Origin of the sequence: Brevundimonas subvibrioides, from assembly GCF_027271155.1 — a bacterium.
GTDB classification, from domain to species: Bacteria; Pseudomonadota; Alphaproteobacteria; order Caulobacterales; family Caulobacteraceae; genus Brevundimonas; species Brevundimonas subvibrioides_D.
Genome location: NZ_CP114542.1, coordinates 1,440,359 through 1,459,790, shown reverse-complemented (window position 1 = coordinate 1,459,790; position 19,432 = coordinate 1,440,359). Strand labels below are relative to the sequence as shown.

At 66.8% G+C, this 19,432-nt stretch carries 24 protein-coding genes; 7 read left to right on the top strand and 17 right to left on the bottom strand.

The window, feature by feature from the left end; all coding sequences use genetic code 11:
* Nucleotides 1-23 precede the first annotated feature (23 nt).
* Entirely contained in the window at nt 24-920 is an 897-nt protein-coding gene (locus O3139_RS07320) for a flagellar motor protein MotB (protein WP_420022348.1), read from the top strand.
* Nucleotides 921-1,041: 121 nt separating this feature from the next.
* A complete protein-coding gene (locus O3139_RS07315; protein ID WP_269516374.1) occupies nt 1,042-1,776 on the top strand; it encodes an arginyltransferase in 735 nt (244 codons plus the stop codon).
* A 15-nt stretch (nt 1,777-1,791) separates the two neighbouring features.
* On the opposite strand, the gene eno is transcribed toward O3139_RS07315, so the two are convergent.
* The 9 genes from eno to O3139_RS07270 all read right to left on the bottom strand — a co-directional run bounded on the left by eno (nt 1,792) and on the right by O3139_RS07270 (nt 10,715).
* Nucleotides 1,792-3,069 (bottom strand): phosphopyruvate hydratase, encoded by a 1,278-nt coding sequence (eno, locus tag O3139_RS07310; RefSeq protein WP_269516373.1) that lies wholly within the window; start codon nt 3,067-3,069, stop codon nt 1,792-1,794.
* Between the two features lie 215 nt (nt 3,070-3,284).
* Nucleotides 3,285-3,467, bottom strand: coding sequence for a 50S ribosomal protein L32 (gene rpmF / locus O3139_RS07305; RefSeq protein WP_029416334.1), 183 nt, complete (start codon nt 3,465-3,467; stop codon nt 3,285-3,287).
* Nucleotides 3,468-4,323: 856 nt separating this feature from the next.
* A complete protein-coding gene (gene der, locus O3139_RS07300; protein ID WP_269516372.1) occupies nt 4,324-5,937 on the bottom strand; it encodes a ribosome biogenesis GTPase Der in 1,614 nt (537 codons plus the stop codon).
* 32 nt (nt 5,938-5,969) lie between these two features.
* Nucleotides 5,970-7,424 (bottom strand): PQQ-binding-like beta-propeller repeat protein, encoded by a 1,455-nt coding sequence (locus O3139_RS07295; protein WP_269516371.1) that lies wholly within the window; start codon nt 7,422-7,424, stop codon nt 5,970-5,972.
* A gap of 35 nt (nt 7,425-7,459) precedes the next feature.
* Complete coding sequence (locus tag O3139_RS07290) at nt 7,460-8,263, bottom strand: tetratricopeptide repeat protein (RefSeq protein WP_269516369.1); 804 nt, start codon at nt 8,261-8,263, stop codon at nt 7,460-7,462.
* Nucleotides 8,264-8,359: 96 nt separating this feature from the next.
* Entirely contained in the window at nt 8,360-9,196 is an 837-nt protein-coding gene (panB, locus tag O3139_RS07285) for a 3-methyl-2-oxobutanoate hydroxymethyltransferase (protein ID WP_269516368.1), read from the bottom strand.
* Nucleotides 9,197-9,284: 88 nt separating this feature from the next.
* A complete protein-coding gene (locus tag O3139_RS07280) occupies nt 9,285-9,704 on the bottom strand; it encodes a hypothetical protein (RefSeq protein WP_269516366.1) in 420 nt (139 codons plus the stop codon).
* The gene (locus O3139_RS07275; protein WP_269516365.1) at nt 9,694-10,272 is read right to left on the bottom strand and encodes an RNA polymerase sigma factor; all 579 of its coding nucleotides are present in this window, start codon (nt 10,270-10,272) and stop codon (nt 9,694-9,696) included. The genes O3139_RS07280 and O3139_RS07275 overlap by 11 nt, the downstream gene beginning before the upstream one ends.
* A gap of 26 nt (nt 10,273-10,298) precedes the next feature.
* Nucleotides 10,299-10,715, bottom strand: coding sequence for a DUF6249 domain-containing protein (locus tag O3139_RS07270; protein ID WP_269516364.1), 417 nt, complete (start codon nt 10,713-10,715; stop codon nt 10,299-10,301).
* A 138-nt stretch (nt 10,716-10,853) separates the two neighbouring features.
* On the opposite strand from O3139_RS07270, the gene O3139_RS07265 reads away from it, so the two are divergent.
* A complete protein-coding gene (locus O3139_RS07265; RefSeq protein ID WP_269516363.1) occupies nt 10,854-11,336 on the top strand; it encodes a hypothetical protein in 483 nt (160 codons plus the stop codon).
* A gap of 4 nt (nt 11,337-11,340) precedes the next feature.
* Here O3139_RS07265 and O3139_RS07260 read toward each other — a convergent pair whose 3' ends face one another.
* Genes O3139_RS07260 through O3139_RS07250 form a run of 3 tightly spaced genes read right to left on the bottom strand, consistent with a single transcriptional unit; the run spans nt 11,341 to nt 12,615 of the window.
* Nucleotides 11,341-11,652, bottom strand: coding sequence for a hypothetical protein (locus tag O3139_RS07260; protein WP_269516362.1), 312 nt, complete (start codon nt 11,650-11,652; stop codon nt 11,341-11,343).
* Nucleotides 11,642-12,181, bottom strand: coding sequence for an RNA polymerase sigma factor (locus O3139_RS07255; RefSeq protein WP_269516360.1), 540 nt, complete (start codon nt 12,179-12,181; stop codon nt 11,642-11,644). The genes O3139_RS07260 and O3139_RS07255 overlap by 11 nt, the downstream gene beginning before the upstream one ends.
* Nucleotides 12,182-12,207: 26 nt before the next feature.
* The gene (locus O3139_RS07250; RefSeq protein ID WP_269516358.1) at nt 12,208-12,615 is read right to left on the bottom strand and encodes a hypothetical protein; all 408 of its coding nucleotides are present in this window, start codon (nt 12,613-12,615) and stop codon (nt 12,208-12,210) included.
* Between the two features lie 129 nt (nt 12,616-12,744).
* Between O3139_RS07250 and O3139_RS07245 the strand changes: the two genes are divergently transcribed.
* Nucleotides 12,745-12,984 carry a hypothetical protein gene (locus O3139_RS07245; protein WP_269516356.1) on the top strand — a complete coding sequence of 80 codons (240 nt, stop codon included), beginning with the start codon at nt 12,745-12,747 and terminating at the stop codon, nt 12,982-12,984.
* A gap of 363 nt (nt 12,985-13,347) precedes the next feature.
* Here the strand turns inward: O3139_RS07245 and O3139_RS07240 are convergent, their stop codons facing one another.
* Nucleotides 13,348-13,701 (bottom strand): ArsC family reductase, encoded by a 354-nt coding sequence (locus O3139_RS07240; RefSeq protein ID WP_269516354.1) that lies wholly within the window; start codon nt 13,699-13,701, stop codon nt 13,348-13,350.
* Between the two features lie 35 nt (nt 13,702-13,736).
* Between O3139_RS07240 and O3139_RS07235 the strand changes: the two genes are divergently transcribed.
* Entirely contained in the window at nt 13,737-14,567 is an 831-nt protein-coding gene (locus O3139_RS07235) for a hypothetical protein (protein WP_269516353.1), read from the top strand.
* Between the two features lie 58 nt (nt 14,568-14,625).
* On the opposite strand, the gene O3139_RS07230 is transcribed toward O3139_RS07235, so the two are convergent.
* On the bottom strand, nt 14,626-15,444 hold the full coding sequence (locus tag O3139_RS07230) for an NAD(P)H-hydrate dehydratase (RefSeq protein ID WP_269516352.1): 819 nt from the start codon (nt 15,442-15,444) through the stop codon (nt 14,626-14,628).
* Between the two features lie 134 nt (nt 15,445-15,578).
* Between O3139_RS07230 and O3139_RS07225 the strand changes: the two genes are divergently transcribed.
* Nucleotides 15,579-15,917 carry a P-II family nitrogen regulator gene (locus tag O3139_RS07225; RefSeq protein WP_013269957.1) on the top strand — a complete coding sequence of 113 codons (339 nt, stop codon included), beginning with the start codon at nt 15,579-15,581 and terminating at the stop codon, nt 15,915-15,917.
* Between the two features lie 59 nt (nt 15,918-15,976).
* Entirely contained in the window at nt 15,977-17,386 is a 1,410-nt protein-coding gene (gene glnA, locus O3139_RS07220; protein WP_269516350.1) for a type I glutamate--ammonia ligase, read from the top strand.
* Between the two features lie 82 nt (nt 17,387-17,468).
* On the opposite strand, the gene O3139_RS07215 is transcribed toward glnA, so the two are convergent.
* From O3139_RS07215 to tatB, 3 genes are all read right to left on the bottom strand, one after another.
* Complete coding sequence (locus O3139_RS07215) at nt 17,469-17,834, bottom strand: hypothetical protein (RefSeq protein WP_269516348.1); 366 nt, start codon at nt 17,832-17,834, stop codon at nt 17,469-17,471.
* A 141-nt stretch (nt 17,835-17,975) separates the two neighbouring features.
* Nucleotides 17,976-18,815, bottom strand: coding sequence for a twin-arginine translocase subunit TatC (gene tatC, locus O3139_RS07210; protein WP_269516436.1), 840 nt, complete (start codon nt 18,813-18,815; stop codon nt 17,976-17,978).
* Between the two features lie 44 nt (nt 18,816-18,859).
* A complete protein-coding gene (gene tatB / locus O3139_RS07205) occupies nt 18,860-19,426 on the bottom strand; it encodes a Sec-independent protein translocase protein TatB (RefSeq protein ID WP_269516346.1) in 567 nt (188 codons plus the stop codon).
* Nucleotides 19,427-19,432 lie beyond the last annotated feature (6 nt).

Genomic DNA, 19,432 nt, shown 5'->3' with positions numbered 1-19,432 from the left:
TCAGGGCTCGTGCCATGTCGTCCATGAGTGATCGTCCGATCCTCATCAAGAAGGTCAAGAAGGTCGTCGGCGGTGGACACCACGGCGGCGCGTGGAAGGTCGCCTATGCGGACTTCGTGACCGCGATGATGGCCTTCTTCCTCCTGATGTGGCTGATCAACACGACCGACCCGGAGCAGAAGCGCGGCATCGCCGAGTATTTCGCGCCCGCCAGCGTGTCGGCGACCACCTCCGGCTCCGGCGGGATCCTGGGCGGCACCTCCCTGGGCGAGGACGGGGCCAAGAGCTCCGGCTCCATGTCGGTGCTTCAGGAGCAGGCCCCCGAGGCCCCCGAAGACGCGCCCCAGGAAGTCGGGACCAGCCCCAACCTGGCCGCCGCCTCCGAGGAGGAGCTGCGCGACGAGATCGCCGCCCGCGAAGCCGCCGAATTCGCCTCGGCCGCCGAATCCCTGCGTCAGGCCATGCAGCGCATGCCCGAGCTGGCCGAGCTGTCGAAACAGCTGATCATCGACCAGACGCCGGAGGGTCTGCGCATCCAGCTGGTCGACCAGGAAGGCCGCTCAATGTTCGACCAGAATTCGACGCGCCCGAACGCCCGCGCCCAGGTCCTGCTGCGCGCCATCGCCGGTGTCATCAACCGCCTGCCCAACCGCATCTCGATCTCCGGCCACACCTCGGCCATCGCCGGCTCGGGCCGCGCCTCCAGCCCCGGTGACTGGCCCCTTTCGGCGTCGCGCGCCGATGCGTCGCGTCAGATCCTGCAGGCGGCCGGCGTCGACGTCGACCGGGTCTATTCCGTGGCGGGCAAGGCCGGGTCCGATCCGCTCTACCCGGACGATCCATCGCTGGCCGGAAACCGCCGCATCGCCATCGTCCTGTTGCGCGAGGCCCCCGTGCTCCCGACGGACACCAGCCTGTGAGGATCGCGCCGGTTCGGTTCCGGCGCGAACAGTCTTGCGGCGCAGGCCGGAATGACGCCAAATCCCCCCATGACGCCTTGCCTGCCCTCGATGATCGTCCGACCGATACGGACGCACTGACGTGACGCAGCATATTCCCACGCGCCAGCTCCGCTTCTTCATGACGGCGGTCGCGCCCTGCCCCTATCTGCCAGGCATGACGGAGCGGAAGGTCTTCGCCAACCTGCCCTTCTCGGACGGGGCGCATGTCAACGACGAACTGACCCATGCCGGGTTCCGCCGCAGTCAGAACATCGCCTATCGCCCGGCCTGCGAGGGGTGCGACGCCTGCATCTCGGTCCGCCTGCCGGTGCCGGAGTTCCGGCCCTCGCGCGGGCATCGCAAGATCCTGAGCCGCAACGCCGACCTGTCGCGCGATCTCGTCGAGGCCGAGGCGACGCAGGAGCAGTTCGCCCTGCTGAAACGCTATCTGGAAACCCGCCACCCGGGCGGCGGCATGACCGACATGACCTGGCCCGACTATATCGCCATGGTCGAGGACACGGCGGTCCGGACCCACCTGATCGAATACCGCCTGCCCAGCACCGACGAAGGCCCCGGCGACCTGGTCGCGGTCACCCTGTGCGACCTGCTCTCGGACGGGCTTTCGATGGTCTATAGCTTCTTCGACCCGGCCCTGGGCAAGCGCTCGCTGGGGGTCTTTGCCATCCTGGACCACCTGCGCCAGGCCGCGACCGTGCGCCTGCCGTTCGTCTATCTGGGCTACTGGGTCGAGGGCTCGCCCAAGATGGACTACAAGGCTCAGTTCCGGCCGATGGAGGTCCTGAAGCCTCTCGGCTGGACCCGCATCGACTGAACCGGTCCCGGGCCCCTATTTCAGCAGCATCCCGTCGCCATAGTAGGACGCCTGGTCGCCCAGCAGTTCCTCGATGCGCAGCAGCTGGTTGTACTTGGCCGTGCGGTCGGACCGCGCCAGCGAGCCCGTCTTGATCTGCCCGCAGTTGGTGGCCACGGCCAGGTCGGCGATGGTGGAGTCTTCCGTCTCGCCCGAGCGGTGGCTCATCACGGCGGTATAGCCCGCGCGGTGGGCCATATCGACGGCGTCCAGGGTCTCGGACAGGGTGCCGATCTGGTTGACCTTGATCAGGATGGAATTGGCCAGGCCCTCGCCGATCCCGGCCGCCAGACGCGCCGGATTGGTCACGAACAGGTCGTCGCCGACGATCTGGACGCGCTCACCGAGAGCATCCGTCAACAGCTTCCAGCCGTCGAAATCATCCTCGGCGCACCCGTCCTCGATCGAGACGATGGGGAAGCGTTCGCACAGGTCGGCCAGGTAGGCGACCATCCCCTCCCCGTCCAGGATCTTGCCCTCGCCGGCCATGTTGTAGGCCCCGTTCTTGAAGAACTCGGTCGCCGCGACGTCCAGGCCCAGGTGGAAATCCTCGCCCGCCAGATAGCCCGCGGCCTGTCCCGCCCTGGTGATGAAGCTCAGCGCCTCCTCGGCCGAGGCCAGATTGGGGGCAAAGCCGCCCTCGTCGCCGACATTGGTGTTGTGACCGGCGTCCTTCAGCTGCTTCTTCAGGGCGTGGAAGATTTCCGAGCCCATCCGCAGACCTTCCGAGAAGCTCTCGGCCCCGGTCGGCAGGATCATGAACTCCTGGATGTCGATCGGATTGTCGGCATGGGCCCCGCCGTTGATGATGTTCATCATCGGCGTCGGCAGCACGCGCGCCGAGATGCCGCCGACATAGCGGAACAGCGGCAGGCCGACCGAGATGGCGCTCGCCTTGGCGACGGCCAGCGACACGCCCAGGATCGCATTGGCCCCCAGCCGTCCCTTGTTTTCGGTGCCGTCCAGGGTGATCAGCGCCTCGTCGATGCGGCGCTGGTCCTCGGCGTCCATGCCCGACAGGGCGTCGAAAATCTCGCCGTTGACGGCATCTACGGCGTTCTGGACGCCCTTGCCGCCCCACATCGTCGCATCGCCGTCGCGCAGCTCGACCGCCTCGTGCGCCCCGGTGGAGGCCCCCGACGGCACCGCCGCCCGGCCGAAGCTGCCGTCGTCCAGAACCACATCGACTTCAACGGTGGGATTGCCCCGGCTGTCGAGGATCTGGCGGGCGACGATGTCGGCGATGTCGGTCATGGGCTGGGGCCTTCGCGGATGCAGGGAGATCAGGCCGGGGGTTTAGCCCGCCCCCCGCGAATCGCCAACCGCCGACGGGCCAGAACGGGTTCTGCGGCCAGGGATCGGATCATGAAGGGCACGCCTTGAAGGTCGATGCCCCCTCAACGCACGAAAACGGCGCGCGGGGTGTCCCGCGCGCCGAAAACCTCACGAAAGCCGTGGAAGGAAGAGGCCTAGTCTTCCTTGGGCGTCAGGACCTGACGGCCGCGATAGGTGCCGGTCTTCAGGTCGATGTGGTGCGACCGACGCAGCTCGCCCGTGTCCTTGTCTTCGGTATAGGGGTTGGTGCCCAGGGCATCGTGGGCGCGGCGCATATTGCGACGCGAGGGCGATACTTTGCGCTTCGGAACAGCCATGTCCGTCTCAATCTCAGGGTCGGGCGCCACAGGTCGAAACCCGCCAGCGCGAAAACGAAATGCGGCGGCCCATCGGATGAGCCGCCTGCGAGCGGCGGCTTATGCCGGAGTCGGGCGGGATGTTCAAGGGGGAATGAGACAGGGCGGGCACGGTGGCTACGAGGGGCGGAGCGCCTAACGTCCGCGTCTCACTCCCGCACCAACTTCGTTTGTCGACCCATCTCAGACGTCTGGCAGGTTCCCTCCCGATTGCGGAAACACATTCTACTCTGCGGAGTACCTCACCCGGCTTAGATACTTAGCGCCGAAGCCCACGGTCACCAGCGTGAGTCCGCTGGCTAGCCATGGGACAAAGCTGTCTGCCGGAAAGCTCTGAAACGACGCTATGATCGCCCACGTCCCCGGCAGCAACAGCCAAAGCGGCGTGCGCTTATTGAGCGCGTATTGGCATCGCCTGCATTCAATCTCTTTGCCGCTGAAAGCCGCCTGGGCGTACGTTATCCGCGTAGCGCAGTTGGGGCAGCAACCCAGCATGAGGTTTCTCGCGGCTCATTAGTCCGATGAGTTATAGCCACCACGACATCCGCTGTCGAACCCTAGGTTGACGTTTGCTTTCCACCCTCAACGGCAGTTCGCGAGGTCTCCTCCCTGTCGCGTAGCGATGGGGCTTGCGGTTGGCTCGTCTAAGAGCCGGTCCTCAAGGCGCAGCGCTTCTTCAGCGCCGGGACGGAGAGGGTCTTCACCCCGGACCCGGTGCGGGCCTCAAAAGCCCCTCCACCGCTTCGCGGTCCCCCTCCCCCTCGCCAGGCAGCGACGGGGAGGAGACTGCACGACGGCCTGACTTCAGACAGCCCCCCTACTTCTTCGGCAGATGCTTCTGCCCCGTCCGCACACGGCCCGAGCGCGACACCTGCCGTGCCCCGCCGCGCGCGCCCTCCTGGACCGCCACTGACGACCCGGCCTTCTTGGACGCCGAGTTCTTCACTGCGCCGATGATGCGGGGCTTGGCGACGCGGGTCTTCTTCTGTTCCAGCGCCTTGCCGGGCAGGTGGGATTCCTCTTCCGCCTTCTTCCTGACGGCGCGCGGCGCGGTCTTGGCGTCGCCCTTGTAGCGTTCGGGGCCGGACTTGGCCCCGCCCGAGGCATAGGGGTTCTCTGACCCGCCCTTGATCGTCAGTCGCAGCGGCGTGCCCGGCAGGTCGAAGCTCTCGCGCAAGCTGTTGGTCAGATAGCGGATATAGTGTTCGGGCAGGGAGGCGGCGCGGCTGGCGAACAGGACGAAGGTCGGCGGGCGGGCCTTGGTCTGGGCCATGTATTTGGTCTTGATCCGCTTGCCGTCCACGGCGGGGGGCGGATGCCTCTGGGTCGCCAGGGCCAGCCAGTCGTTCAGATCCTTGGTCTTGACCTTGACCGACCAGGTCTCGTGCGCCTTCAGCACCGCGGGCATCAGGCGATCGACGCCGCGCCCCGAATGCGCCGACAGGGCCACGAACGGCGCCCCGCGCAGCTGCGGCAGCTTGTCGTCGGCCAGATGCTTCAGCTCGGCCATTTTGGCCTGGGGCTGGTCTTCCAGATCCCATTTGGCGGCGACATAGACCAGCGCCCGGCCCTCGCGCTCGACCAGATCGGCCAGCTGCAGGTCCTGGACGTCGAAGGCATTGTCCTTGTCCATCACCAGCACGACGACCTCGGCATAGGTGATGGCGCGGATGGTGTCGGCGACCGACAGCTTTTCCAGCTTCTCCTGCACCCGCGCCTTGCGCCGCATCCCGGCCGTGTCGACCAGGCGGATGTTCTGGCCCTCATACTCCCAGTCGACCGAGATCGAGTCGCGGGTGATCCCCGCCTCGGGCCCGGTCAGCAGACGGTCCTCGCCGATCAGGCGGTTGATCAGGGTCGACTTGCCGGCGTTCGGACGGCCGATGATGGCGATGCGGATCGGCTTGTCCGGCTCGTCGATCTCCTCGACGAAGATGTCGACCGAGGCGTCGCGGATGGCGGCATACAGGTCGGCCATCCCCTCGCCGTGCTCGGCCGAGATGGCGACCGGCTCGCCGAAGCCCAGGGCGTGCGCCTCCCCCACCCCGCCACCGCTCTCGCGGCTCTCGGCCTTGTTGGCCAGCAGGATGACGGGCTTGTGCTGTTTGCGCAGCCGCTCGGCGAAGATGCGGTCCAGCGAGGTCACGCCCTCGCGCGCATCCATCATGAACAGGATGACGTCGCCGTCCTCCAGCGCCAGCTCGGTCTGCTCGCGCATCCGGCTTTCCAGGCTGTCGTCGCTGACGTCCTCGTAGCCTGCCGTGTCGATCAGCGTCAGGTCCATGTCGCCGATGCTGCCCTCGGCATAGCGCCGGTCGCGGGTCACGCCCGGACGATCGTCGACGAGCGCAAGGCGCTTGCCGACCAGCCGGTTGAACAGTGTCGACTTGCCCACATTCGGGCGGCCGACGATGGCGAGCTTCAGTGCCATGTCGGCCTTCTAGCGTAATTCGGTGCGGAAGGTCAGCGGATGCTGACCAGTTCACCGTCGTCGGTCAGGACATAGAGCGCGCCATTGTAGGCGGCGGGGGCGATATAGGCGGGTGCGCCGAGAGGGATGCTGGCGGTCTCCACGCCCGTCTTCGGATCGAAGGCCACGGCATCGCCGTCGGAGTTGACCAGGACCAGCCGGTTCGAGGCCAGGATCGGACCCGACCACTCCGGCCGCACGGTGCGGTCGAAGAAGCCGAGGAAGCCGCCTTCCTGACGGATCCGGCCGTCGTTCAGATTGCGGGTCCAGTAGACCGCGCCCGACTCCCGGTTGACCAGGGTCAGCTCGCCCGACTTGGACACCACATAGACCACGTCCCCCGCCGGCAGCGGCGCGTTGACGCCCGCGACGGGCAGCGACCACTTCGGCTGACCGGTGCGGATGTCCATGGCCTGCATCACGCCCGAATGGCCGACGGCATAGACGAAGCCGCGCGAAATGACCGGGCGACCCGCGATGTCGCGGACCTCCGACAGGGCGCTGGTGCGGCTGGTGCGCGACAGGACCTGCTGCCACACCACCTGGCCGTTGCCGGCCCGCAGGGCGACCACTTCGCCGGACGAGAAGGGGGCGATGACCGTCTCGCCGCTGACCGCCGGGCTGGAGGCCCGCATGATCCGCGCCGGCTCGACGATGCCGCGATAGGACCAGTCCTGCAGACCCGTCGCCGTGTTGAAGGCGATCAGCTGGTTGTCGACGTCGACGACATAGACGTGGTTGCCCGCCACCGTCGGCGCGCCATGGATCGGCACATCGACCGGCTGGGTCCAGACGACTGCGCCGGTGGCGGCGTCCAGGGCCGACATGGTGCGATAGCCGGAGGCGACGAAGACCTTGCCGCCGCCGACGGCGACGCCGCCACCGAAGCCACCGGTCAGTTCACCCGGTCCGCCGACGCCGATGGAGGGAATGGGCAGGCCGAACAGGCTGGCTCCACCGCGGGCCTCCCGGCCGTCCGGCTTGACGTCGACCTTCCAGACGATGTCGCCGGTGGCGGCATCGACGGCGGTCACGGTCGATTCGCCGTCCATGACGAAGACGCGGCCACCGTCGGCCACGACCGGCGCCATGACCTGGCGGGTCCTGGCCGATCCGTCGCCGATGCGGCGACGCCAGGCGACGGTGAAGGTCGGTGCCGCGATGACGTGCTCGATCGAATTGGTCTCGGTGCCGCCCGGCAGAGGCCAGGAATTGGCCGCGACCGGTCCCGGCAGGAAGAAGTCGCGTCCCGCCAGACCGGCGGACGGGGCCAGTTGCTGCTCAAAGGTCAGGATCGAGATCCGCGTCCCCTCGGTCGCCGTGGCCTGGGGCGCGTCGTCCTTGCCCAGACCGAACGGCAGGGCGCGCCGCACGGTCCCGCAGGACGCCAATCCGGCGGCGAGCCCCAGAACCAGGGCCGTCTTCAATGCGCGCGACACAGGGGTCATCGGTGTTCCGGTCTTGAGGGGGCGGGTCGTCACGGTCAGTTGGACCCTTGGGCTTCGGCCTGGGCCTGGGCCTGACGGGCGGCTTCCAGGGCACGCGGGTCGATCGGCTGGCCATCCGGGCCGGTCGGCAGGGCGGGCTCCGGGGGCGGGACCAGTTGCTGGGCGGCGACGATGGGGCCGAGCCCGGCCACCAGTCCGGCATCGATCATGCTGATCGCGGCCTGGGCGCGCTGGCGCACCGAATCCGGTACGTCCTGCCCGAGGGTCAGCAGCACGAACTGCTCGCGCGCTTCGGCGGGCTTGTTGAACTGCAGGCGCGCCAGTCCCAGCGCCTCCTGCGCGAACGGCCGCATGGGCCGGTCATCGTCGGTCAGGGGCATCAGGCGCGCCTCAAGGTCCGCCAGCGTCCCCCCGTTGTCCATCAGCAGCAGCGCGGCCTTGTAGCGGGCCGGATCGGCCAGCATCGGATCGGAGTCGGCCCTGGCGGCGTCATCGAACAGCTTGATGGCGTCGGGGATGCGATTGGCCTCGACGGCCAGACCCGCGCGCTGCTGCAGGGCCAGGGCCTTGTAGGCCCCGTTGCCGGCCTTCTGGGCCTCGGCAAAGGCGCTCTCGGCCGCCGCCTTGTCGCCGGACTGCAGGGCCTCGATGCCGCGCTGATAGGCGACGGAGGCCTTGCTGGCCTGGCTGGTCTGGAAGCTCTGCCAGCCCCACCATGCCAGGGCGGCGACCAGGGCGACGGCCAGAATGCCGCCCACGACCGGCAGCCAGGTGCGCGCCAGGCGCTTGAGGCGTTCGGAGCGAATCTCCTCCTCGACCTCTTCAAAGACATCAGTCACGTGAAACGCCGCCCCAAAAAACGCTGCAAAGCCAATCGGCGCGGACCCTAGACAGTCGGCGCTTTCCCCGCAACGCATCTTGACGGGCAAGACGCGTCAGGAGGTGACGGGCGTGCGCGAGAAGTAGGTCTCGACTTCGGCAGGAAAACGGCGGGCTTTCACATCGGCGGCATAGGTTGCGACCGCGCGGTCGATTTCCCCGCGCAGATCGGCGTACCGGCGCACGAACTTCGGCGTCCAGTCGAAAAGGCCCAGCATGTCCGGTGTCACCAGGATCTGCCCGTCACAGGCGGCAGAGGCGCCGATGCCGATGGTCGGCTTGTCGATCGTGCCGGTGATCTCGCGCGCCACGCCCTCGGCCGTGCCCTCGATGACGATGGCGAAGGCTCCGGCGTCGGCGGTCGCCTCGGCCTCGGCGATGACCCGCAGGCGCTCGTCGTCGGTCTTGCCCTTGGCCTTGAACGCGCCCTCGGTCAGCACCGCCTGGGGGCGCAGACCGACATGGCCCATGACCGGGATGCCGCGCTGGACCAGATATTCGATCGTCTGGGGCACCGTCGGGCCGCTTTCCAGCTTGACCGCCTGGGCCCCGGTTTCCTTCATCACCCGCGCGCAGTTCTCATAGGCAATCTGCATCCCGCCTTCGTAGCTGCCGAACGGCATGTCGATCACGACCATGGCCCGCTTCGACCCGCGCATCACCGCCTGGCCGTGCAGGATCATCATCTCCAACGTCACGCCGACCGTATTGGGCAGGCCGTGCACCACCATGCCGACGCTGTCCCCGACCAGCAGCAGGTCGCAGTGATCGTCCAGCAGCGCCGCCGTCGGGGCGTCATAGGCGGTCAGGCAGACGATCGGCTCGCCGCCCTTCCGCTTCATGATGTCGGGAGCCGCGAGGCGCTTGACGATCGGCTGGGACTGGGCGGACATCGGCTTGAACTCGATCTGATGCGACGGCGGGTCTCTCTATCATCTCCATGCACCCCGGCGAAGGCCGGGAGGTGCGCAGATCGGGCGATCAGACCTCCTGCGACAGCTTCATCACCCCCGCGGCGGCCAGGGCGATCAGGGCGCCGGCGGCGATCCAGAACAGCTGCATCCCGCCCATGGACCCCAGCGTCATGTCGGCCAGCCCCATCTGCGACAGGCCGGAGGCCACCGCCCCCTGCACGTCCAGACTGGCGGACTGGATCCCCTGTCCGATCACCCGACCCGCCACCGGGGCCTGTGATCCCGCCAGGTGCAGATTCACGTTCATCGACTCCCGCACTGCGATGATCCCTCCGACCACGCCCGCAAGGGTCAGGGCCAGGGTCCGCACCCGGGTCGAGGCGTGCAGCTTCGTCTCGACATCAGCGGCGAACAGGGGCGCGTCGGCCATCTGGGGCGTGCGGGCGAACAGCCGCTCGATCATCGGATCGAATTCGTCAGCCGACATGGGTCGTCCTCCCCGACTGTCCGGCACCGTCCTTGCCAAGTTCTGGCGAAAGCCGGGCACGGAGTTTATCCAGACCACGTTTGACATGAGATTTCACCGTTCCTAGCGGCAGATTCATGGCGGTCGCGATCTCGGGATGAGACAGCCCCGCGCCATGACACAGCGAGACGCACAGGCGTTCCGTCTCGCTCAGGGTTTTCAGGGCCTCGTCCAGATCGACCAGACCGGCCTGGTCGGGAGAGGGCGTGACCTCCTCCTGGTCCGGCTCGATCCCGGCGACATAGCGGGCGTCCTTCGCCTTGCGCTTCAGATACAGCCGCGCGGCGATGCGCTTGACCCAGGCGGCGAAGGTGCCGTCGCCCCGGAACTCGGCGCATTTCTCGAACGCCTGCAGAAAGGCGTCTTGGGCCACGTCGTCGGCCTCGGCCCCCTGCGCGCCCATCCGCCGGAGCAGAAAACGCACGGCCGAGCCGTGGCGGCGGACCAGTTCGCCGAACTCGCGCCGCCCGCCCGCCGCCGCAAGGGCGGCGAGCTCCACGTCGTGATGGTCCATCAGGGACTTGGCCATGACTGTTTCCCCCTGTCAGGCCGGGCTCAGTCCTTGTTCTTGTTGAAGAAGCTCAGCAGCAGATAGGCCAGGCCCACGGTGACCGGGATGGCGGCGATGCCCAGCAGATCTCCATCGAAGTCGGGGCCACCGTGGGGTCCCCAGCCATCGCTGTTGCCCGTCAGGTCGTTGATCAGGCTGAAGACCGCGATGCCGATTCCGGTCGCCAGCCAGACGATACCCCGGCGGATGTCGCGGGTGCGGCTGGGCAGGTTCTTGGTGGCTTCCTTGCCCAGGGCCTCGATGACCTCGGGCGGCAGGGGCTGGCCCTTTTCGATGGCGGCGCGGACGGTCGCCTGCATGTCGCGGCGCTCGCGGCTCTTCAGCCAGCTGGGACCAAAGGCGATGGCCGTGATCGAGCCGAAGACGGCGAAGATGGCGAAGATCGGGATGAAGTCTTCCATGGGTTTAGCCCCTCTTTGAATGATCGACGCGAGCCTGATGCCCGGGCCTTCTGATCACAAGAGGCAGTGGCGAGCGCCAACGGATGCGTGGATCGACGTGAAATCTTCGTAAGGTGGCGCGCGAGGAGACCCCGACCGATGCACCGCCTGTTTATCGCCGCCCTGATCGCCGCCCTCGCCGCCTGTTCGCCGCCCGTGGACACGACACAGGGCCAGGACATCCCCGAGCCGCCGATGACGGCCGCCCACCTCGCCGACCTGATCGCTGCCGACGGCGCAAGCCATACCGTCGCCGTCCTGACCGGCCCGGCGGCACCCAATGGACTGGACCCTGTGTTCGCCGGCATCGCGACCGGCGATCCCGGCTGGCTCGCCGTCGCCCCCCTTCTGCGGCCCGAGGTGGACGGCGTTTATGCCGACGGTCTGGCCGACGCCCTGTCCCGGGCCCTGCCGATCAATCCGGAGGGCGTGCTGACCGCCCTGAACGCCTCCGGCGGGGCCAGCGAACGGACGTGCGAGGCCACCGACGACCCGACCGTCATCGCCGCCGTCGAGGGGGTGGCCGATCCCGCGCTTCGGACGGTGAAGGTGGAGTGCCTCGGCTATCTGCGCGCCGGCTGACGCCTCAGACCGGCACCAGCCTGCGTCCGGCCATCAGGGAGACCGCGACGCCCAGCGCTGTCAGGGTCAGGATGGCGACGGCCGGTGCCAGGGTCTGGCTGAACGCCAGCACGAACGGTGCCAGCAGCGGCCCCAGCGCCCAGCAGAGGGCGATGGCGGCGATCGTCCAGGGAATCAGGGCGACCACCGTCGCGATCGCCCGTCGACGCGCGACCCGCTCCGCCACCACGGCCTGAAAGCCCAGGTCGCGCGCCGGGGGAGCCGCTTCGGCGAAGAAGGCGGCCAGGGTCTGCTCCTTCGTGTCGTCAGGCGTCATCCGATCCTCCCGTCAGCACGGCCAGCAGCCGCGCCCGACCCCGGGTGACATGGGATTTCACTGTGCCCAGTGGAAGCCCCAGCGCCTCCGCGGCCTCGCCATGCGACCATCCGTCGGCCAGGCACAGGGCGACGCAGGCCCTCTGGTCGGCGGGCAGGCTCGCCATGGCGTCGGCCAGGGCCAGCCGGTCCTCGGGCGAAATCCCGGCCGCCGTCTGCGTTTCGTCCAGCCAGGCCCGGTCCCGCGCCTGGCCTCTCAGACCCGACCGCATCCGGTCCTGCGCCCGTCGCCAGGCGATGCCGAACAGCCAGGACCGCACCCCGGCCGGATCCTTCAGTCGCCCGAGCGAACCCCAGGCCGCCACGAACACCTCCTGCGCCAGGTCGTCGGCCATGTCGAAACGGCCGCCCAGAATCCGGCGCAGAAAGGCCCGCACCGGGGCCTGATGCCGCTCCACCAGCCGCGCGAAGGCGGCGTCCGAGCCCGCGCGGGCGGCCCGCACCAGCCCGGCGTCTGTCGGTGTGTTCACCCAACGGCTCCTCCTGCCCGGTCCAGCTAGACGCCACCATCCCGCTTCTTCATCACGGCGCAGATCAAGGCCCAAACAGCCACCGCAGCCATCGTCAATGCCACGATCAGGAAGGCCCCACTCCCTCCGTCAACACCAAGAAAACTGGCCAGGCTGAAGCCCGCCGCCATCATGGAGAAAAGGCCGACGAGCGACCAATAGTTGGCGGGTGTCTGGCCTCGCCGCAGGCCGGTCGTCATGGAGGCGTCATCGCCGACAAGCTCGATTTGAGAAACCAATGAGGCCGGGGGTTCCCGACCATTTTCGACATAGCTACGGATCAAATCGAGCACAGCCTTCTGTCTGCGGTAACGCAAGAAATTGCCCCATGCGGCAATCAGGAACCCGGCGAACGGAAACAGCAGCCACCAGTAGGAACGGAACAGGTCTTCCATCGTATTCACCCCATACACGCCGGCCCATCGCCCGCGCTTTCGATGAGTGGTCGCAGCCGAACCGCGAAATGGATGCACGACCTTGAGGAAAATGCGAGTGAAGCTATCAAACCTGCAACGGAGCCTCCCATGACCCACGTCACCTATCGCATCGCCGAGCATGACGGCGGCTGGGCCTACAGGGTCGGCGATACCTGGTCCGAGACCTTCCCCGACCACGACGCCGCAAAGGCCGCCGCCGTGCGCGCCTCGCGCGAACAGCGCGTCGCGGACCAGACGGCGATGATCGAATACGCCGACAGCACTGGCGCCTGGATCACCGAACGCGCCGACGGCCACGACCGCCCCGAGACGGATGTGGAGGGCTAGAAAGCTTCCTTCTCGCCTTGGGGGTGGAGGAAGGATCGCATGCGATCCGACGACGGGTGGCAGCCGAAGGCTGACGGATGAGGGGTGACTCCGGAGCATCGGGTGTGGGCCCGGGTGGCGTTCACCGGCGATATCGGGAGTCACCCCTCATCCGCCCCTCCGGGGCACCTTCTCCCGCAAGGGGAGAAGGAACGGCCTATTGAGCTCGTTGGACTCCCTGAGTCCAACGGAGTGCAGTTTAAGGTCTGTAAAATCAGCGCCTTGCACTCTCTGGACTCGGTTTTCCGGAGTGCAAATCGGGGTTGGCCTGAACCGCTGTCCACAAATCAGATATCGAAGGCATATATCTGATTTTACTAGATTTTATTCCACCCTAAACGCCGCCGCATACATTTCCGGCCTGAACCCCACCACCGTGCGGTCACCCGTATCCAGCACCGGCCGCTTGATCATCGACGGCTGGGCCAGCATCAGGGCGATGGCCTTGTCGGCGTCCAGCCCGGCCTTCGCCTCATCCGGCAGGGAGCGGAAGGTGGTGCCGTTACGGTTCAGCACCGTCTCCCACCCATGTTCGGCCACCCAGCCGGCCACCGTCGCCCGGTCGATGCCGGCGGCCTTGTAGTCGTGGAACACATAGGCCCGGTCGTGCTGGTCCAGCCAGGCGCGGGCCTTCTTCACCGTGTCGCAGGCCTTGATTCCATAGAGGGTCGGGGTCATTGGATCGTCCATCAAAACCCGCATAATCTCTGCGGATGATGGCTTCTGCGGAACATCGCCTGCTGGCTCAAGAGGGGCACCTCGCAAGCTCATCGCTGCTCTCTGGTTTCGAGGCCCTAGCGACGATCGATTACGACAGGCAGGGGACCGTCTACAGTGCTCTTTTCAGCCTCTCTGTTGGGCTGGAACGGATGATCAAGATAGCCGTCATCCTTGAGCACAAGGCCAATCACGAACTCGCAAATCCCACAGACAAGCAACTACGCACATTTGGCCACTCGATAATCGATCTTTATTCCGCTGCCCGCGCGGCCGGACTATCCATGGGCATCAACGACGGCTGGTTCGATGAGAATTCCGACCACTATGACATGTTAGATGCTCTGTCCGAGTTCGCCGTGGCATCTCGATATTACAACTTCGACCAGCTTTCGAAGCGGACTGACAAGGCCGATCCGCTGATCCGATGGTTCAGGGTTCATCTCAATCTTGCGGAGAGTGTTCTTCCGAACTGGCGTCTCGAAAAGTTCATGGCGAGAGCGCGGACCTTCTGTGAAGATCGTGGATTTCTCGGCTGGGAATGGGGCCCGCTAGGTCGCATCGAACTGACAATCGATGCCAATTATCAGGTGGCTATAGCCAATGCGACAAGGGGCCACTGCGTTTGGACCCTCATTGAGACGATACAGCCCATCTACCGATTAATCGATCACCTCACCGATGAAGTGCAAAAGATGGAAACCGCTAAGGGGGTCGTCAGTACGGTGCCCTATATGACCGAATTTTTTCCCTTCTGCTTAACCAGTCGTGAGGCGGCAGTAAGACGAAGATCTTGGACCACGATGTATCATATGGGAGGTCGCTGATGCCGGCCTTAAACGTCTAGGGATGGCTAGCAGGCCTTGATTCCATAGAGGGTCGGGGTCATCGCAGGCTCCTGAGGACATGGGGGATCTGTTCGGGCAGGTCTTCGGCGATCAGGCCGGGACCGAAGCGGGCCGCGGCCTCGGCATGCATCCAGACGGCCGCGCAAGACCCGTCGAACGCCGACATCCCCTGCGCCCGCCAGCCGCCGATCATGCCGGCCAGCACGTCGCCGCTGCCCGCCGTCGCCAGCCAGGGCGAGGCCTCGGGCTGAACCACGATCCGTCCGTCCGGCGCGGCGATCAGCGTCCGGCTGCCTTTCAGCACCACGACCGCGCCGCACCGCCCGGCCGCCTCGATCGCCGCCGCCTCCCGGCCCCGCGCCAGCAGCCCGGGAAACAGGCGTTCGAACTCGCCCTCGTGCGGCGTGATGACGTCGTGCTCGTCCAGCAGGGCGAACAGCGCATCCGCCCGCCCGGCAAAGAGCGTCAGGGCATCGGCATCGACCACCAGCCCCGCCGCCCCGTCCGCGATGGCGGTCAGGTTCGCGACCGTGGCCTCGTCCAGCCCCGCCGCCGGGCCGATCACCACTGCCTGCATCGGCCCGGTCAGTGTCGCCAGCTCACCGGGCGTCCCGAAGGCGTCGACCATGATCGCCTCGACCGCCCCGGCCACGACCCGGGCCGCGTCCGGCGGACACAGCAGCCGCACCAGCCCCGCCCCGGTCCGCAATCCCGCCCGCGCCGACAGCCTTGCGGCCCCCGTTCTCAGGGGCCCGCCACTGACCACGCCCAGCCGCCCGCGCCTGTGCTTGTGCGTCTGTGCGCCCGGCCACGGGATGACATCTCCCCACAGGGACGGAGCATTCGTTTTCACCATCCGTCCTTCCGCGCACGGAGCGCCTGAAAATGCAACGTGGCCCTTGCCTTATGCTGCAATGCGGTGTCCCTTTGCTCCCCGAGTGTCTGGACGTTCTCGCAAGAGATCCGGCCCAAGCCAGCTCGGGGGCGCCCATGAAGAAAATCGAAGCCGTCATCAAGCCGTTCAAGCTGGACGACGTGAAAGAGGCGCTCCAGGACATCGGGGTGCAGGGCATGACCGTGCTCGAGGCCAAGGGATACGGCCGCCAGAAGGGTCATTCGGAACTGTATCGCGGGGCCGAATACGTCATCGACTTCCTGCCCAAGATCAAGATCGAGGTGGTCGTCGCCGACGACCTGGCCCCGGCTGTGATCGAGGCCATCCAGACCGCCGCCCGCACGGGCAAGATCGGCGACGGCAAGATCTTCGTCTCCGACATCACCGACGTCATCCGCATCCGCACCGGCGAAACCGGGGCGCAGGCGGTCTAGGCCGCACAAGACCAGTAAGCTTCCTCCCCAGAAGAAACGAAAAGAAGGACATCGAACCTATGAGCGCCGCCAGCAAGATCCTGCAGGAGATCAAGGACAAGGACGTGAAATACGTCGACGTCCGCTTCACCGACACCAAGGGACGGCTGCAGCACGTCACCTTCGACATCGACCTGGTCGACGAGGAGTTCCTGACCGAAGGGACCATGTTCGACGGCTCGTCCATCGCCGGCTGGAAGGCGATCAACGAGAGCGACATGCTGCTGATGCCGGACCTGACCACGGCCTACATCGACCCGTTCTACCAGCAGACGACCATGTTCCTGTTCTGCGACGTGATGAACCCCGACACGGGCGAACCCTACAACCGCGACAGCCGCTCGATGGCCAAGAAGGCCCTGGCCTATGTGCAGTCCTCGGGCGTGGGCGACGCGGTCTATTTCGGGCCGGAAGCCGAGTTCTTCATCTTCGACGACGTGCGCTGGACGACCCAGCCGCACAACACCGGCTACAGCTATGACTCCACCGAGCTGCCGGCCAACACGGGCGCGGAATACACCGAGGGCAACATGGGCCACCGCCCCGGGCCCAAGGGCGGCTATTTCCCCGTCAACCCGGTCGATAGCGGCCAGGACCTGCGCGGCGAGATGCTGGGCGTCATGCGCGACCTGGGCCTCCAGCCCGAGAAGCACCACCACGAGGTCGCCCCCGCCCAGCACGAACTGGGTCTGAAGTTCTCGGACCTGCTGACCATGGCCGACCGCCTGCAGCTCTATAAATACGTGATCCACAACGTGGCCGCGGCCTACGGCAAGTCGGCGACCTTCATGGCCAAGCCCATGTTCGCCGACAACGGCTCGGGCATGCACGTGCACCAGTCGATCTGGCGCGACGGCAAGCCCCTGTTCGCCGGCGACAAATACGCCGGTCTGAGCCAGGAATGTCTGTGGTACATCGGCGGCATCATCAAGCACGCCAAGGCGATCAACGCCTTCGCCAACTCGACCACCAACTCCTACAAGCGTCTGGTGCCCGGCTATGAAGCCCCGGTGAAGCTGGCCTATTCGGCCCGCAACCGCTCGGCCTCGATCCGGATCCCGCACGTCTCCTCGCCCAAGGGCAAGCGCATCGAGGCCCGCTTCCCCGATCCGATGGGCAACCCCTATCTGACCTTCGTCGCCCTGCTGATGGCGGGCCTCGATGGCATCGAGAACCAGATCGATCCGGGCGGCCCCGCCGACAAGAACCTCTACGACCTGCCGCCGGAAGAGCGCGGCAACATCCCCGAGGTCTGCGGCAGCCTGAAGGAAGCGCTCGAGAACCTCGACAAGGACCGCGCCTTCCTCAAGAAGGGCGGCGTCATGGATGACGACTTCATCGACAGCTATATCGAGCTGAAGATGGAAGAGGTCATGCGCCTGGCGCTGCACCCCCACCCGGTCGAATTCGACATGTACTACAGCTGCTGATCGACCCGATCGGCGGATAGGCAAAGCCCCGGATGGTCCGCCATCCGGGGCTTTTCTGTGGCGTTCGCCTGGGAGGTCGCGGTCAGGATTCGCTGCCCGGGCTGTCGTCATGCCCGTCTTCCGACGAGTCGTCGGCGGGATGCTCAGCGTCGGCCGTTGCCGGGTCGGCCGACACCGCTGAAGCATGGGGGGGTGAAGGCGTCGGCTGGTCGACCGCTGTGTCGCCTGTCGCGGGTTCGTCGGCCGGCGCATCTTCCGTCGCGTTGCGCAGCGAACCGCCCGCCGGGTCCAGGCAGTTCGCCGTGGGACCTTCGCACCGGACAATGACCCTCCCGGTCCCGGCCTGGTTTACGACCTGTGCCTGGGCCAGGCCGCCGAGGGCCATTGCGATGGCGGTAACGCTGAGGCTCAGGGCAAGCCCCGGGAATGTCTGCAAACGCGAGGCCATGGGATCGGTCCTTTTCGGATGAGCCGCAGACGGATGAGCCGTCGAGGCCAGGCGATACGGCAAGGCTGATGGCCGGGACGAGGCAAGTCAAGCCGCCCGTCCCTGACGGTCACCCGGCCGATCGGCGACATCCGGTCTCGGTCAGACGGCCGCCAGCCCCTCGACGTCCTCATCCGTCTTGCGCCGCCACTCGATCAGCCGGACGCACCAGATGGAGACCTCATAAAGCAGCACCAGGGGCACGGCGAGCATCAGCTGGCTGATGGGGTCGGGCGGCGTGACGATGGCAGCCAGCACCACCACGGCGACGATGGCATAGCGACGGCCCTCGCTCATCAGTTTCGACGAAATCAGCCCGGCCATGCCCAGAAGCGTCGTCACCACCGGCAGCTGGAAGCACAGGCCGAACGCCAGGATCAACGACGTCACCAGGTTCAGATAGTCCGAGATCTTGGTCGTCAGCATCACGGTGATGCCCTCGCTGGAGATCTGCTGGCTCAGGGAAAACAGCATCACGAAGGGCAGCATGACGAAATAGACCAGCGCCCCGCCGAGGCAGAACATGACCGGCGTGGCGATCAGGAACGGCAGGAAGGCCCCCTTCTCGTTGCGGTAAAGGCCCGGCGCGACGAAGGCATACAGCTGATAGGCGATGATCGGGAAGGCCAGGACGATGGCCCCGAACCCGGCGATCTTCATCTTGGTGAACAGCTGCTCCAACGGCGCGGTCGCGATCAGCTGCACGGCCGCCAGCCCGCCCGGCGGAAACGGCTTCAGTCCCGCCGTAATGGCCAGCAGGTCCAGCGGATTGGCGTGCTGGCCCTTGGCGACGGCGGCAGCGTGGACGGCGGCGGCGGCCTGGAACGGCTTGATCAGCTCGACCTGCAGCTGGGCCGCGAAGAAGAAGCACAGGATGAAGGCCAGGATGAAGGCCACCACGCACCAGACCAGCCGCCCGCGCAGCTCGATCAGGTGATCCATCAGGGGCGCACGCGACGCCTCGATCTCGTCTTCGTCGCGGTTGGTCACGCCCCGGCCCCGGGTTTACGCGCCGCGCGGAGTCTGGCGGTCGGGACGGGCTTCGGAGCCTCAGCGACCTTGGCCGCCGCCTTGGCCCGGGGCTTGGGCGGAGCCTTCGCGGTCGTGTCCGTCGAGATCGCCTTGGCAGAAGCGGCGCGGGGCTTGCGGGAAGCCCTGGCCCCGGGCGCGACGGTCTCCGGCGCTGGCATCGTCACGGCGTCGGGGAACTCCGGCTGGTCCAGAATCACAGCCGGTGGCGGGCTATCGACGTGAGCGGGGCGTTCCAGCTCGGCCTTGATGTCCTTGAACGCCGCGTCGGCGGCGGCCCCCAGGGGCACCATCTGGCTGGTGCGCAGGGCCTCGACCTCTTTCCTCAGCTCATCCAGTTCGGACTGGCGGGCCATGTCCTCGAAGCTGGCGCGGAACTCATTGGCCATGCCCCGCGCCTTGGCGACCATCTTGCCCAGCGCGCGCAGCATGCCAGGCAGCCGCTCGGGTCCCACGACCACGAGGGCGACGATGCCGATCACAACGTATTCGAGGCCCCCGATCCCGGGGCCGAGGCCGCCCATCCGTCA

What these genes read in the sequence shown, in the direction of transcription:
- O3139_RS07265 (WP_269516363.1), top strand. Translation starts at nt 10,854, where the DNA reads ATGCACCGCCTGTTTATCGCCGCCCTGATCGCCGCCCTCGCCGCCTGT.
- der (WP_269516372.1), bottom strand. Translation starts at nt 5,937, where the DNA reads ATGGCACTGAAGCTCGCCATCGTCGGCCGCCCGAATGTGGGCAAGTCG.
- O3139_RS07215 (WP_269516348.1), bottom strand. Translation starts at nt 17,834, where the DNA reads ATGGCCTCGCGTTTGCAGACATTCCCGGGGCTTGCCCTGAGCCTCAGC.
- O3139_RS07275 (WP_269516365.1), bottom strand. Translation starts at nt 10,272, where the DNA reads ATGGCCAAGTCCCTGATGGACCATCACGACGTGGAGCTCGCCGCCCTT.
- tatC (WP_269516436.1), bottom strand. Translation starts at nt 18,815, where the DNA reads ATGGATCACCTGATCGAGCTGCGCGGGCGGCTGGTCTGGTGCGTGGTG.
- O3139_RS07260 (WP_269516362.1), bottom strand. Translation starts at nt 11,652, where the DNA reads ATGACGCCTGACGACACGAAGGAGCAGACCCTGGCCGCCTTCTTCGCC.
- O3139_RS07225 (WP_013269957.1), top strand. Translation starts at nt 15,579, where the DNA reads ATGAAGAAAATCGAAGCCGTCATCAAGCCGTTCAAGCTGGACGACGTG.
- O3139_RS07235 (WP_269516353.1), top strand. Translation starts at nt 13,737, where the DNA reads ATGATGGCTTCTGCGGAACATCGCCTGCTGGCTCAAGAGGGGCACCTC.
- O3139_RS07320 (WP_420022348.1), top strand. Translation starts at nt 24, where the DNA reads ATGAGTGATCGTCCGATCCTCATCAAGAAGGTCAAGAAGGTCGTCGGC.
- rpmF (WP_029416334.1), bottom strand. Translation starts at nt 3,467, where the DNA reads ATGGCTGTTCCGAAGCGCAAAGTATCGCCCTCGCGTCGCAATATGCGC.
- O3139_RS07270 (WP_269516364.1), bottom strand. Translation starts at nt 10,715, where the DNA reads ATGGAAGACTTCATCCCGATCTTCGCCATCTTCGCCGTCTTCGGCTCG.
- tatB (WP_269516346.1), bottom strand. Translation starts at nt 19,426, where the DNA reads ATGGGCGGCCTCGGCCCCGGGATCGGGGGCCTCGAATACGTTGTGATC.
- O3139_RS07230 (WP_269516352.1), bottom strand. Translation starts at nt 15,444, where the DNA reads ATGGTGAAAACGAATGCTCCGTCCCTGTGGGGAGATGTCATCCCGTGG.
- panB (WP_269516368.1), bottom strand. Translation starts at nt 9,196, where the DNA reads ATGTCCGCCCAGTCCCAGCCGATCGTCAAGCGCCTCGCGGCTCCCGAC.
- O3139_RS07250 (WP_269516358.1), bottom strand. Translation starts at nt 12,615, where the DNA reads ATGGAAGACCTGTTCCGTTCCTACTGGTGGCTGCTGTTTCCGTTCGCC.
- glnA (WP_269516350.1), top strand. Translation starts at nt 15,977, where the DNA reads ATGAGCGCCGCCAGCAAGATCCTGCAGGAGATCAAGGACAAGGACGTG.
- O3139_RS07295 (WP_269516371.1), bottom strand. Translation starts at nt 7,424, where the DNA reads ATGACCCCTGTGTCGCGCGCATTGAAGACGGCCCTGGTTCTGGGGCTC.
- O3139_RS07240 (WP_269516354.1), bottom strand. Translation starts at nt 13,701, where the DNA reads ATGACCCCGACCCTCTATGGAATCAAGGCCTGCGACACGGTGAAGAAG.
- O3139_RS07280 (WP_269516366.1), bottom strand. Translation starts at nt 9,704, where the DNA reads ATGTCGGCTGACGAATTCGATCCGATGATCGAGCGGCTGTTCGCCCGC.
- O3139_RS07245 (WP_269516356.1), top strand. Translation starts at nt 12,745, where the DNA reads ATGACCCACGTCACCTATCGCATCGCCGAGCATGACGGCGGCTGGGCC.
- eno (WP_269516373.1), bottom strand. Translation starts at nt 3,069, where the DNA reads ATGACCGACATCGCCGACATCGTCGCCCGCCAGATCCTCGACAGCCGG.